This is a genomic window from Neotamlana nanhaiensis, assembly GCF_000943555.1.
GTDB classification, from domain to species: domain Bacteria; phylum Bacteroidota; class Bacteroidia; order Flavobacteriales; family Flavobacteriaceae; genus Neotamlana; species Neotamlana nanhaiensis.
The window spans coordinates 394929-408217 of the sequence record NZ_JTDV01000002.1 but is presented as its reverse complement, the minus strand read 5'-3'; the positions used below and the strand labels follow the sequence as shown (position 1 = coordinate 408217).

The 13289-nt window shown below is 34.3% G+C and carries 13 protein-coding genes and 1 tRNA gene; 5 read left to right on the top strand and 9 right to left on the bottom strand.

Features of this window, described 5'->3' with window-relative positions; genetic code table 11:
- Positions 1-1524, top strand: a complete 1524-nt coding sequence (gene gltX, locus PK35_RS04930; RefSeq protein ID WP_044625566.1) for a glutamate--tRNA ligase — start codon at positions 1-3, stop codon at positions 1522-1524.
- Between the two features lie 145 nt (positions 1525-1669).
- Here gltX and PK35_RS04925 read toward each other — a convergent pair whose 3' ends face one another.
- Positions 1670-2350 carry a porin family protein gene (locus PK35_RS04925; RefSeq protein WP_044625677.1) on the bottom strand — a complete coding sequence of 227 codons (681 nt, stop codon included), beginning with the start codon at positions 2348-2350 and terminating at the stop codon, positions 1670-1672.
- A gap of 78 nt (positions 2351-2428) precedes the next feature.
- On the opposite strand from PK35_RS04925, the gene PK35_RS04920 reads away from it, so the two are divergent.
- Complete coding sequence (locus tag PK35_RS04920) at positions 2429-3364, top strand: SPFH domain-containing protein (RefSeq protein ID WP_044625565.1); 936 nt, start codon at positions 2429-2431, stop codon at positions 3362-3364.
- 257 nt (positions 3365-3621) lie between these two features.
- Here PK35_RS04920 and PK35_RS04915 read toward each other — a convergent pair whose 3' ends face one another.
- From PK35_RS04915 to PK35_RS04890, 6 genes are all read right to left on the bottom strand, one after another.
- Positions 3622-3942: a hypothetical protein gene (locus tag PK35_RS04915; protein ID WP_044625564.1), complete on the bottom strand. Its 321-nt coding sequence runs from the start codon at positions 3940-3942 to the stop codon at positions 3622-3624.
- 273 nt (positions 3943-4215) lie between these two features.
- On the bottom strand, positions 4216-4848 hold the full coding sequence (locus PK35_RS04910; protein WP_044625563.1) for a response regulator: 633 nt from the start codon (positions 4846-4848) through the stop codon (positions 4216-4218).
- Entirely contained in the window at positions 4835-6499 is a 1665-nt protein-coding gene (locus PK35_RS04905; protein WP_044625562.1) for a sensor histidine kinase, read from the bottom strand. The genes PK35_RS04910 and PK35_RS04905 overlap by 14 nt, the downstream gene beginning before the upstream one ends.
- 224 nt (positions 6500-6723) lie before the next feature.
- Entirely contained in the window at positions 6724-7881 is a 1158-nt protein-coding gene (locus PK35_RS04900) for a GNAT family N-acetyltransferase (protein ID WP_044625561.1), read from the bottom strand.
- A 72-nt stretch (positions 7882-7953) separates the two neighbouring features.
- Complete coding sequence (locus tag PK35_RS04895; protein ID WP_044625560.1) at positions 7954-8439, bottom strand: DUF1761 domain-containing protein; 486 nt, start codon at positions 8437-8439, stop codon at positions 7954-7956.
- 295 nt (positions 8440-8734) lie between these two features.
- Positions 8735-10744, bottom strand: coding sequence for a glutamine--tRNA ligase/YqeY domain fusion protein (locus PK35_RS04890; protein WP_044625559.1), 2010 nt, complete (start codon positions 10742-10744; stop codon positions 8735-8737).
- Between the two features lie 105 nt (positions 10745-10849).
- Between PK35_RS04890 and PK35_RS04885 the strand changes: the two genes are divergently transcribed.
- From PK35_RS04885 to PK35_RS04875, 3 genes are all read left to right on the top strand, one after another.
- A complete protein-coding gene (locus tag PK35_RS04885; RefSeq protein WP_044625558.1) occupies positions 10850-11050 on the top strand; it encodes a zinc ribbon domain-containing protein in 201 nt (66 codons plus the stop codon).
- 65 nt (positions 11051-11115) lie between these two features.
- Positions 11116-11478, top strand: a complete 363-nt coding sequence (gene folB / locus PK35_RS04880; protein ID WP_044625557.1) for a dihydroneopterin aldolase — start codon at positions 11116-11118, stop codon at positions 11476-11478.
- 51 nt (positions 11479-11529) lie between these two features.
- A tRNA-Cys gene (locus tag PK35_RS04875) sits at positions 11530-11600 on the top strand.
- Between the two features lie 70 nt (positions 11601-11670).
- Here PK35_RS04875 and PK35_RS04870 read toward each other — a convergent pair.
- Positions 11671-12354 carry a LysE family translocator gene (locus PK35_RS04870; protein WP_044625556.1) on the bottom strand — a complete coding sequence of 228 codons (684 nt, stop codon included), beginning with the start codon at positions 12352-12354 and terminating at the stop codon, positions 11671-11673.
- Positions 12355-12526: 172 nt separating this feature from the next.
- Positions 12527-13288: a glycoside hydrolase family 16 protein gene (locus PK35_RS04865; protein ID WP_044625555.1), complete on the bottom strand. Its 762-nt coding sequence runs from the start codon at positions 13286-13288 to the stop codon at positions 12527-12529.
- Position 13289 lies beyond the last annotated feature (1 nt).

Here is a 13289-nt window from a genome sequence, read left to right as displayed (position 1 = left end):
ATGACAAAAAATGTTCGCGTGCGTTTTGCACCAAGCCCAACTGGACCATTACATATTGGCGGTGTTCGTACTGCTTTATTTAATTATTTATTTGCCAAAAAACACAACGGAACCTTTGTGTTACGCATAGAAGATACCGACCAAAACCGTTACGTAGAAGGTGCCGAACAATATATTATCGACGCCTTAAATTGGTGTGGTTTTCCTTTTGATGAAGGGCCGAATAAAGCCGAAAAATTTGGACCATACAGACAAAGTGAACGCAAACATTTGTACAAACAATATGCCGATGAACTTATAGCCTCGGGTAACGCCTATTACGCTTTCGATACCGCTGAAGCGTTAGATGCTCACAGAAAAGACCACGAAGCCAAAGGCAAAACATTTATTTACAATTGGCATAACCGCTTAAAGCTTAATAATTCGTTATCGCTTAGCGCGGAAGATGTGCAACAAAAACTTGACGCTGGCGAAGATTATGTTATTCGCTTTAAAAGTCCGCAAGACGAAGCACTTCATTTAAAAGATATAATTCGTGGCGATATAAAAATTGACACTAACGTTTTAGACGATAAAGTATTGTTTAAAAGCGATGGTATGCCAACTTACCATTTAGCAAATATTGTAGATGACCATTTAATGGAAATATCGCACGTTATTCGTGGTGAAGAATGGCTGCCAAGTTTAGCCTTACACGTTCTACTCTATCGTGCTTTTAATTGGGAAGCTCCAGAATTTGCACATTTACCATTAATTTTAAAACCAACAGGAAAAGGAAAATTAAGCAAACGCGATGGCGATAAATTAGGATTTCCTGTATTTCCTTTAGAATGGAAATCCCCAGAAGGCGATATTTCTAGAGGTTACAAAGAAGATGGTTATTTCCCTGAAGCTGTTGTAAACTTTTTAGCATTTTTAGGATGGAACCCAGGAACAGAACAAGAAATTTTTAGTTTAGAAGAATTAATTCAAGCTTTCGATTTAAGTAAAGTAAACAAATCTGGTGCGCGTTTCGATCCAGATAAAACCAAATGGTTTAATCATCATTACATGCAAGAACAACTCGACTTGCATTTAGCAGAACAATTTAAACCTATTCTTGATGAAAAATTAAATAGTAACGAGAGCGACATCGATGTAAATTATATTGCTTTAGTAATTGGCTTAATAAAAGAGCGCGCCACATTTATAAGCGATTTCTGGGACTTAACACACTTTTTCTTTGCAACACCAACAAGTTACGACGAAAAGGCCACAAAAAAGGCCTTTAAAGACGATACGGCCGAGGTTTTAACCAAAGTAAAAAGCATAATAACACACATTGATGATTTTACTGTAAATGCATTACAAACTGATATAAAAGGATGGATAACCGAAAATAATATTGGCTTTGGTAAAGTTATGATGCCTTTACGAATTGCACTTGTTGGTGCCTTACAAGGACCAGATGTTTTCGAAATTATGTTTTTAATAGGAAAGAATGAAACGATTAAACGTATTGATAAAGTAATTTCGATGCTATAATATATGATATCGGTTTTGGGAATTTTTTGGAATTTGTATATAACCTATTTTCAGATTTATTTCTGAACAGATTTCAATTTTATGAGATCCTGAAACGAGTTCAGGATGACAAATAAAGAGATTCCTAAAACCGATTTTTAATTTTTTAAAACTCTACAATAGCACCAAGCATTAATAAACTTTGGTTTCCTTTAAAATTGGCTTCGCCTCCAGAAGTATCTAAGTTTTTCTTCTGCAATTTATTAAGCATATTGGTAAACCCATACATGTATTGCGCACGCAATTTAAAATGCTTAATCCCTAACGATGCACCAATTGCTCCATTTAAATTAAACTGAGAAATATCAGTAATATCACTCGCCTGTAAATTATCGTAATTATTTACATAAAAGCTTTCTTGATCTTTATCCTTAAACTCAAACTTACTATTGTATTGCACTATTGGACCAACATCTATTGTAAAATATTTAGGAATAACCTTAATGTTTAACAACATAGCCAATTGTACAGTAAACAACTTGTATTCAATAAAAGTTTCATCAGTTGTTATAGCCAATGTTTCACGCCCTGAAATTTTCACAGGGTTTTCAGAAAACTGCATCCCAAAACCTACATTATACCATTTTAAAGGTAAATCTACAGTTGCTAAAAAACCTCCTAAAAACCCATTTCCTTCTTCTACTTCAAAATTATCGGTTAAAATATTAAACTGCGTTATGCCTCCGGTTAAACCAAAGCCGTTATTAATTCTATAATTTTGAGCTTCACTTTTTGTAACAAAACTTATACAACAAGCGACAAACAATAAAAGACGATTATATTTCATAAGTTGAGAACATCTGTCGTCAAATATAACATTAATTTCGTATCTTAATTTTTTAACCATCATTTAAACTAATTTATTATGGACTATATTTTTATTCCCATTCTTTTTCTCGGAATCGTAATTCTAATTTCTTCAATTTTTATTGTTAAACAACAAACTGCCGCCATAATTGAACGCTTTGGTAAATTTCACAGCATTCGCCAATCGGGTTTAAAATTTAAAATTCCTTTAGTTGATAAAATTGCTGGTAAATTAAGCTTAAAAATTCAGCAGTTAGATGTAATTGTTGAAACCAAAACTTTAGATGATGTTTTTGTGCGCTTAAAAGTATCTGTACAATACCGTGTACTTAACCAAAAAGTTTATGATGCATTTTACAAACTCGACTATCCGCATGAGCAAATAACTAGTTATGTATTTGATGTAGTTCGTGCAGAAGTACCAAAAATGAAACTTGATGACGTTTTTGTTAAGAAAGATGATATTGCTTTAGCTGTAAAGGCAGAACTTAACGATGCCATGCTAGAATACGGTTTCGATATTATTAAAACGCTTGTAACCGACATTGATCCAGATGCCCAAGTAAAAGCTGCTATGAACAGAATTAACGCCGCAGAACGCGAAAAAACGGCTGCACAATACGAAGGTGACGCGCAGCGTATTTTAATTGTTGAAAAAGCCAAAGCTGAAGCCGAAAGCAAACGTTTACAAGGTCAAGGTATTGCAGACCAACGTCGTGAAATTGCGCGTGGTTTAGAAGAATCTGTAGAAGTTTTAAATCGTGTTGGTATTAACTCTCAAGAAGCCTCTGCCCTAATTGTAGTAACACAACATTACGACACACTACAATCTATTGGTGAAGAAACAAATAGTAATCTTATTTTATTACCTAATTCGCCACAAGCAGGTAGCGACATGTTAAATAATATGGTAGCAAGTTTTACAGCTAGTAACCAAATTGGTGAAGCTATGAAAAACGCTAAGAAAAAGAAAGATGATGAAAATGATGCCTAAATAGTTTAGCTTGTACTAATACTAAAGCGGTTTTAAAAATTTAAAACCGCTTTTCTCTTAAGAAACAATTTACTCAAAAAACTAATTAACTAAAATTATTTTTGAAGATAAATATTGTAGTTTTTGAGTGCCCCTTTTCCTGAAGTGATAGGGTAATTTGGGGTGTATCGAAAAATATCTATAAATCCAAAATTCTATCAATTTCCATACATTACAATAACAGTAACACTCAAACTAACAAATATATTTTTAGAACATTAAGAGTCTTTATTTTCTTGCTCTTTGTGCATCCAAGCTTTATAATTCTTGTAAGCAGGTCCTTTTAATTTCGATCGTTTTGTGCCAATAGTAATTACTTTATAAGCTTCTGTATTGTCTTTTTCCCAAACTTTTTGGTTTTTATATTCTGGCCCTGTTAGGTTTTCCTTTTCTACAACCGTATAAACCACAGTAGGTTCAACATCGTGTTGCCAAGGTTTGTAGTTTTTGTATGCTGGCCCTTTAAATTCATTTCTCTTTTGTGCAAAAGCACTAGCAGTAAACACTAATGCAATGGCTATTATAGCTACTTTTTTCATGTCATATTCCTTTTTTAATTTACATGTAAAATTAAGTCCAGAATAGACAGTGTACATATCTATGAAACTACCGAAACGGCATCCGTATTTATACTGATTTTTTTTAATTTTTCGGTAGAAGTCGATGTCATTTTGAGTTCTGTCAAAACCTAATTTTAGTAACTCTTAGACCTTTCGACTGCGCTCAAAGTAGACTTAAAATAGTATTCAATTAATAATTAGTTTCTAGAAATTTAGCCACATTTTATCTTTCTAAAACAGAACCAATAGTTATTATATTAAATTAATTTCAGTGGCCTTCTTAATAAGTTCGGCAGTGTTTTTTGCTTCCAGCTTTTTAATAATATTGGCACGATGTGTCTCAATAGTTCGGCTACTTACAAACAATTGTTTAGCGATTTCTTTGGTGGTTAAACCTTTAGCAATTAAACCTAATACTTCTTTCTCTTTATTAGATAATAAATTTTCACTAACCGATTGTTCCGACATATAGTTTATCATTTTTTCGGCTATCTGCGGATGAAAATATTTTTTACCATCATTCACTATTCTAATGGTTTTTATCAGCTCTTCTTGATCGGTGTTTTTTAACAAATAACTATAAGCTCCGTTTTTAGCGCAACTTGCTATATAATTACCTTCGTCGTGCATTGAAATAACAATAGGCTTAACCTGAGAATTTCTATTTTTTAAAGTATTTAAAACCTCAAAACCATCCATATTTGGCATGGTAATATCGAGCAAAACCATAGCAACATCAGTATGTTTTTCAAGCTCTTGAAATAACACATTACCATCTTCAACAAGGGCAACAACCTGCACATCGTCGTACTTTTTTAAAAGTTCGTTTAAACCATTTCTAAACAGTTCGTGGTCGTCGGCTATTATAAGTTTAATTGGAGTCATGATCGATGGGTAATTCAATTTCAAAAGTGGTACTTCCTGCTTGCGAATTTATGTTAACTTCGCCGTTACAAATATCAACACGTTCCTTAATATTTGAAATTCCAGAACCTAAAGTTACGTGGTTTAAGTTAAAACCTATACCATCATCAAAATAAAAAAGCGAGATAAAATCGTCAAATTCCGATAAGGTAATTCTAATGGTTTTAGCTGTAGCGTGTTTTAAGGTATTGTTTATTAATTCTTGAGTAATTCTAAAAATATTAATCTGCTGATTTTTAGTTATTTTACTATCCTTTTGTTTAGTTAAATCTTCGAAAACAATTTTGGTTTCGGTAGAATTTTTTATGCTTTCAATGAAGTTTAAAATGGCTGTACCAACACCAAAATCATCAATACTCGAAGGCATTAAAGCGTTAGACATCACCCGGATTTCTGCTATGGTTTCATCTAAAATGGTTTTCATATCAACACGCTGCGCTTCACTTTCAATTTTATTATCGATATAAAATTTTAATGAAGTTAATAACGGACCTAAACCATCGTGAAGTTCGCGCGCTAAACGGCGGCGTTGGTTTTCTAAACCATCAACCAACTGGCGTTTGGTGTTTAATCTGTTTTTGTTTTCGTTATTACGGAATTCAATAAGTTTATCGCGCATTTTTACCAAACTTTTACCCAAAACATCGTTGGTACTTTTTGGTGTGTATTGTGCATTTAAATTCATTTTTCCTATGTCTTCCGAAAAACTTACAGCACCTTGCAACGACTTTTTCAATTGCCCAAGTGCATCAAACATTTCACTTATTTCGGTGGAATTTTTATGAAACTGCTCAGTCCCTGAATAATCGCCATTCGCCATAATTTTTAAGCTACTTTTCATGTTCTCGACAGGCTTCGTGATAATCCGCGTTAAAAACAGCGACAGAATTATAGCCAAAACCGTAACCAAAACAATTAAACCAAAAAGCCGTAAGCGCAAATCTTTTAATGGCGCATTCACTTCGCTTTCGTCAATCTCGGATACTATGGCGAGTTTTAAATTTTCAACCTCTATAACATCGTAAACGCCATACACGTCAATACCGCGATAATCGGGATAAATGCCTCTACCCGACTTTCCTAAAAACGCTTGTGTTACGCCAACTGTTTTTGCTAAAATAGATGCAGGTATTTTTTGGGTTAAAAAGCGCGATTGCGAACGTAAATGAAAGTCTTGACCAACCAAATATGACTCGCCAGATTCACCCATTCCGGTGCGTTCTAAAAGGATGTTTTTAATCTTATTATAATCAATAACTTTCATTTTTGTTTGATTGCTATCGCGCAAAACCAAAGCTATTGATGTTTTTTTACCTGAATGAAATTTGGTTAAATCGTAAACTCCCGAGGATGAAAAGATCTGTTTTGAATTTACAATTTTTAAGCTGTCGCTGAAGGGTGCCGTTTCCGGATTGTTTTTAAAATTTTCCCATTCGGAAGCTATTAAACGCTCAATTTGTATTTGTTTAAGCGTTTTAATCGAGTTAAGCTGAAGCAGAATTCTATCGTCTAAAACCTTTGAAAACTGATTGTAAAACGTAATAGACAGCAATACAATTACCAAAAACACAAGGCTATTTATAATAATTAGTATTAGCGATCGTAAGCTCATTTTGGTAGTTGGTTTGCTTTGTAAATATCGTGAATTTTTAATTCTTGGTAAGAACTAATTCTTGTTTTTAAATGATTCTCGATATAATTCTTCGTGCCTTAGAATCACTCGAATTGACAGTAGATTTTAAAAACAACTAGTAGCAATTCTGAAAAACGGTTCGTTACTTCGCGTGGATTTGCGAAGCGCAACGGAGCAAATTTGTATCGAGAACTAATTAAAACTTACATTTTAAACGGATGCCGTTCTTCCCAATCTTGCTTAGGATTCATCAACTTGAAAATAGGATTCAACAAGGCATTAATCAAAACATTGGTATGTTTCATGTACACCAACATAGGTTTTGCCTTTGCACCAACCGAACTCTTTATAGCCATAGCGGTACGGGCATAAACCACGGTTTTAAACTGATGTTCGATACCAAATTTTAGCATGTCGTAAAGCATGTTTAAATACAACTTATTTATGTATTGATGTTCCACGTGGTAGCCTAAAAAATAGGTTTCTAAACTATCATTATTTAAAATTAACGTGTAAAAACCAACCAATTCGTCCTTTAAAAAATAGCCAAAAACCTTAAAGTTTTCTTGTAAGGCTTCTTTTAAATTATAAAAATGATTTTCAGGTAAAATAAAGGTGTTAAACTTCGCATTGTTCGATACATTTAAGTAATAACTATGTAAGGTGTTTTGATGCTCTTGAATAGCTTCAAGCGTTAATTCTCTAGTTTGAATGCCGTTTAACTTCTTACGAGCACGCTTATACCTATCGCGATATTTCTTGGTAAGATCTGCAATGTAATCATCGAATTGATGCCAATGCTTTGGTACCGAAAGCAACATATTGGGCTGTACTTTTACTTGATATAAATTCGCTTTTTTAAAAACAGCAGTCTCTTTATGAATTGGGTTAGTTTCAAAAAAATCTTTGAGCATAACCGCTCTTATTTTCTTGTGGTCTGTTTTTTTAATGGACACTTTAATAGCATCAACCGCCTTTAAAAGTGTTTTTAAAAAGGCCGAATAAGTTAATTCCCTTTCATCAAAATACATGGCATGCTGACCTGTTTGCATTAAATTACCAACTACTAAAATATTTCCTCTTAATATTTTAGCAATCCAATCTTGAAACAGTGTTTTTAAGCAGCGGTCTTTTTCATCACGAAAAATATCTTTTAAATACAACTCCACACGCTGCGTTACAGCCACTCCAACCAAAGTCTCATTTTTAAATACCCCTACAAAAAACCAACTAATATTTTCTGGCGAAGCCTTTTTAATAGCTTTAAAATAAGCGCTTTGTAAAAACGCATCATGAGCTACAAAACTATCCCATAATTTGGGAAGTTCGTTTGGGGAAGTATAGATTTTAAAGTGTATCAATTACGCTGAAATAAAAAAGACTGAAAAATACAATTCTCAGTCTCTATTTATGTTAAATCCTTACAAAAATTCTTAATTCCAACCGCAAATAATAGCACCCATAACACCGAGTGTTACAATCCAATATCCTGCATTTATAAAAATGTATTTAGCACTTTTTCGTTCAAATAAGGCATTAGTTCCTATAATTGGTAATGCAATAAAAATACCTGAAAGCACACCGTGAAAAGCGCCATGTTTAAAGGTTCTAAAGGCACTTCCGTAGTCGCTCATAATGGCTTCGTACGATGGTAACGCATTTGCAGGATCGCCTCCAACCAAGCTAAAAACGCCCATTTGGTGTACCACAATACCTGGTAAAGCACTTGCTAAAAGAAAAGCAAATAACAACGCTAAACCAAAAATTTTGGCCATGTTACCTCCTTTAATTTTTTCGTCGGTCATGTCGGCAGCTTTCATCCAAGCGGTACCAAAAACCTTAGGGTTATACCAAATAAATCCGATAACCAAAGCCGAAACTGCTGCAACTACAATTGCAAAAGGGTTTATAAAATCCATAATGTTAATTAGTTAATGTTAGTATTTAAAGATAACTAAAAAATGAATATTACATAAAAAAAAGTTCCTGCTCGAACTATTCTCGATACAATTCCTCGTGCCTCGGAATCACTCGAATTGACGGTGGATTTTAAAAAACAACTAATAGCTATTCCGAATAACGTTTTGTCACTTCGAGTAGATTTGCGAAGCGCAACGGAGCAAATCTGTATCGAGAAGGTTTTGAAACTTTACGCTAAAAAATTCTCGATACAATGCTTCGTAATCTCAGAATTACTCGAATTGACAAAAAAAATTAAGCTATCTCTTTTGCTTCAGCTACTAGCAATTCGCTTTTATCATCCAGAGCCTTTTCAATAAAACTATTAATAGCTTCGTTACGCTCTTGACCTTCACTTAATTTGACTTGCAACACCAACATAGCTGCTATACGTGTTCCTACTTTTTTAACTGCGGTGTTAAAAAGAGGTTCTAACTCGTCGTAGCTAACATCTTTGGCAAGTTCTAATATTTCAGCTTTAACTTTTTCTTGCTTTTCTGGCGGATAATTGGTGTATTTTTTACCCAATTGTTGCACCACATTTATAGCCTTGCGTTGTTGCTGTGGCTTGTTTTGTTGCGGTTGTGGCGCGTTATTTTGCTTCGGCGCTTGTTTTGCCCAACTATCGCGTAAACCAACAGTTTTATTAAAAACTAACGCTTCTGGTTTAGAATCGTCATCTACATTAAAATAACCTAAACGTTGAAACTGAAACTGCTCGCCTATTTTAGCTTCAGCTAAACTTGGCTCTACAAAAGCTTCAATAACTTTTAAAGAATTTGGATTTAAAAACGCCATAAAATCTTTTCCGTCGTGGCTATCTGGTGCTTCATCCATAAACAAACGATCGTATTCTCTAACTTCGGCTTTTACAGCATGTTTAATAGATACCCAATGCAAGGTACCTTTCACTTTTTTAGAGGTATCGGTATCGTAAGTACAATGCACTTCAGTTATGTTTCCGTTGGCATCTTTAATCACGTTTTCAGCTTTTATAATATAGGCATTTTTCAACCTCACTTCTCCACCTAATTTTAGTCTGAAGAATTTACTACTTGCCTCCTCTTTAAAATCGGTTTGCTCGATGTAAATTTCTTTTGAAAACGGTACTTTTCTTGATCCTGCACTTTCATCCTCTGGATTATTTTCCGCGTCAAGCCACTCCTCTTTTCCGTCAGGATAATTGGTTATAACAACTTTTAACGGATTTAAAACCGCCATAACGCGCGGAGCTGTTTTGTTTAAATCTTCACGAACGCAGAATTCTAAAAGCGCTACATCAATCACATTTTCGCGTTTAGCCACACCAACGGTATCAACAAATTTTCGCAACGATGCTGGTGTGTAACCACGACGACGCAACCCAGAAATGGTTGGCATACGCGGGTCGTCCCATCCAGAAACCACCTTATCTTCAACCAATTTTAGTAGCTTTCGCTTACTCATTATAGTATAACTTAGGTTTAAACGAGCAAACTCACGTTGCTTTGGTAACATGGGGTATTCGGCTTTCGAGTAATCGTAAACCTGCTCTTTAAACCAATCGTAAAGCTCGCGGTGTGGTTTAAATTCTAATGAACATAAACTGTGTGAAATTTGCTCTATGTAATCACTCTCACCATGCGTCCAATCGTACATTGGGTATATACACCAATCGTTTCCTGTACGGTGATGATGCTTTTTAATAACCCGATACATAATAGGGTCGCGCATAAGCATGTTGGTATGTTGCATGTCTATTTTGGCACGCAAAATATGTTCACCTTCTTCAAACTCACCATTTTTCATGCGTGTAAAAAGGTCTAAGTTTTCTTCAACCGTTCTGTTTCTGTAAGGACCATCTACACCGGGTTGTGTTGGTGTGCCTTTTTGTTCTGCCATAGCTTCACTCGATTGCGAATCTACATAGGCTTTACCATCTTTTATTAACTGAACCGCCCAATCGTACAATTGCTGGAAATAATCTGAAGAGTATAATTCGTTTTCCCATTGGTAACCTAACCAAGCGATATCCTTTTTAATAGCATCGACATATTCCTGTTCTTCTTTTGCAGGATTAGTGTCGTCGAACCTTAAATTTACAGGCGCGTTGTACTTTAATCCTAAGCCAAAACTAATACCAATAGCCTTGGTGTGCCCAATGTGTAAATAGCCGTTTGGCTCTGGCGGAAAACGAAAACGTAGTTTATCTTTAGCTAATCCGTTAGCTAAATCTTCTTCAATAATATGCTCGATAAAGTTGAGCGATTTTGTTTCTTCAGACATATATAAACTGTACTTAAAATAGGGTATAAAATTAATGAAATTCGTAACAAAACGCAGAAAGATTGTACTAATAGTGTGTAAATATTAATTTAAACCTTTTTTGAAATGAATTACAGCTGTCCGAAATGCGGAAATACCACTTACGAACTTGATGAAATGCGTGCTACTGGCGGAAGGTTCTCGAAAATTTTTGACGTACAAAACAAAAAATTCTCTTCGGTTACTTGTAAACGCTGTACGTATACCGAGTTTTACAAATCGAAAACCAGTGCTTTGGGTAATATTTTCGACTTTTTTACAAACTAACTTCTTGATACAAATTTCTTGTAGAAATCCACTCGAAGTGACAAATCCTGTATTATTTTTGTAGTATGGGAATTATAAAAGTTGAAAATATTCGTGTGTTTGCCTACCACGGATGTTTAAAAGAAGAAACTAAAATTGGTAGCGATTACCGCGTAGATTTAGAAGTTGAAGCGAATTTACAACCATCGGCAAAAACCGATAATTTAGCCGATACCGTAGATTATGTTTTTTTAAATAGAATTATAAAAGAAGAAATGGCAAAAGCGTCGCATCTGCTTGAAACCGTAGCACGCCGCATTTTAGACCGCATTTTTAAAGAAGATAAATTAGTTACAAAAGCAACGGTTTGGGTAAGCAAATTAAACCCTCCAATTGGTGGTGATGTAGCTAAAGTGACCATAAAAATGACTGATAAGCGTAAAAAATAAAACTAAGATGTAATAAACTCTTATTTTTTTTTACATTTGCAGTCCGATTACGGCGTCTTGACCGAGTGGCTAGGTAGAGGTCTGCAAAACCTTGTACAGCGGTTCGAATCCGCTAGACGCCTCAAAACAAAAAGCTTCCAGAGTTTCTGGGAGCTTTTTTTATAGTGTAAATTTTATTTTTTGATGCTATTGCTATCCACCAATTGGGTTAATTTGCTCGAACTTTTCTTTAATAAGTTCCTTTTCTTTTGGGAAAAACCCTTGAACCAACAATAAAATACCAAACCCTAAAATAACCAATGCTATTATTTTTTTAGTTTTAAAAATAGCTCGCGGGGTAAGCTTATTTTTTAGCTTTTTAGCAATTACTATTTTTATTAAATCGACTAATAAATACACGATTAAAATGGTTGAAAGAAACACAACCACGCCGTTTTTAGAACTTGTTAAACTGTTTGCTAATACAATAAAAGCCACCCAACCTAACAACACACCAATATTTATAAAATTAAGCAGAAAACCTTTTAAAAATAGCTTACCATAGCCCTTTTTAATTTCTACTTTATGATACTCTCTAACAATTTCTCTAAACGATTTTGAAGTTTTTATAAACGTAATAATACCATAGGCTGTAAGTAAAACACCTCCAAATACTAAAAAATTAGGATCGTCTTTTATTTTATCTAAAAGTTTATTGGTACTAAAAAAAGCTACAAAAATAAAGATGATATCGGCAAGAATAACCCCAGAATCGAAAATTAAAGCACTCTTAATACCCTTTGTGGCGCTGGTTTCGAGTAGAACAAAAAATACAGGTCCAATAGTAAACGATAAAATTATACCAAAAGGAATTGCCGCTAAAATATCATCAAACATAAATGCTGTGGTGGTTTCTCTACAAAATAACGCTTTTTTTTAATTTTTAAGAAGGTATTTAGCTTTCATTTTGTAAAACAAAGCGAGGTTGCCATAAAATAACAACCTCGCATAACAACCACAAACAAACTTAACTAAATAAATTTTATGCTATTAAAAAATGGCTTAGGGTTTATTTGTAAACCTTTATATAATCTATAATATACTGCTGCGGAAACACTGTGTCATCTACCTCTGGACCTCCAAAATTGCCACCAATAGCTAAATTTACTAGGATGTAAAACGGTTGGTTAAAAGGCCAAATCGTTTCATCGTTTAACGCTTCTGGGGCGAACGTGTACAGTAATTTATCATCTATAAAAAATTCAATTTTTGTCTCTGTCCAATGCGCTTTATACACATGAAAACCGTCTTCTATACCTTCAATTTTTGTCTTTTTAGTATTGATAGTTTCTCCGTGACTGTCTTGCGTGTGTAGTGAAGTAAACACCATACTTGGTTCTTTACCAACATATTCTAAAATATCTATTTCGCCACATTTAGGCCATCCAACGGTATCAATATTGCTACCTAACATCCAAAAAGCAGGCCACAAACCTTGACCAACGGGTAATTTCGCTCGGGCTTCTATAGTGCCATATTTAAACTGAAATTTATTCTTGGTCGTAATTCGAGTTGATGTATACACCGAATCTTTCAAGTTCGCCGTAATGGTTAGCATACCATTTTCTAACTTATGATTGGTTTTTGTATATATTTGGCGTTCGTTATTACCCCAACCACAAAGGTTAGGGCAACCATTACCGAGCTCGAAATTCCAGTGGGCTTCATTGAGTGCGTTACCATCAAAATTTTCTTCCCAAATGAGTTTTTTGCCTTCTTCTTTACAAGAAAAAAACAACAACACAAGCCATAAAAAAACAGTCGGTTTCATA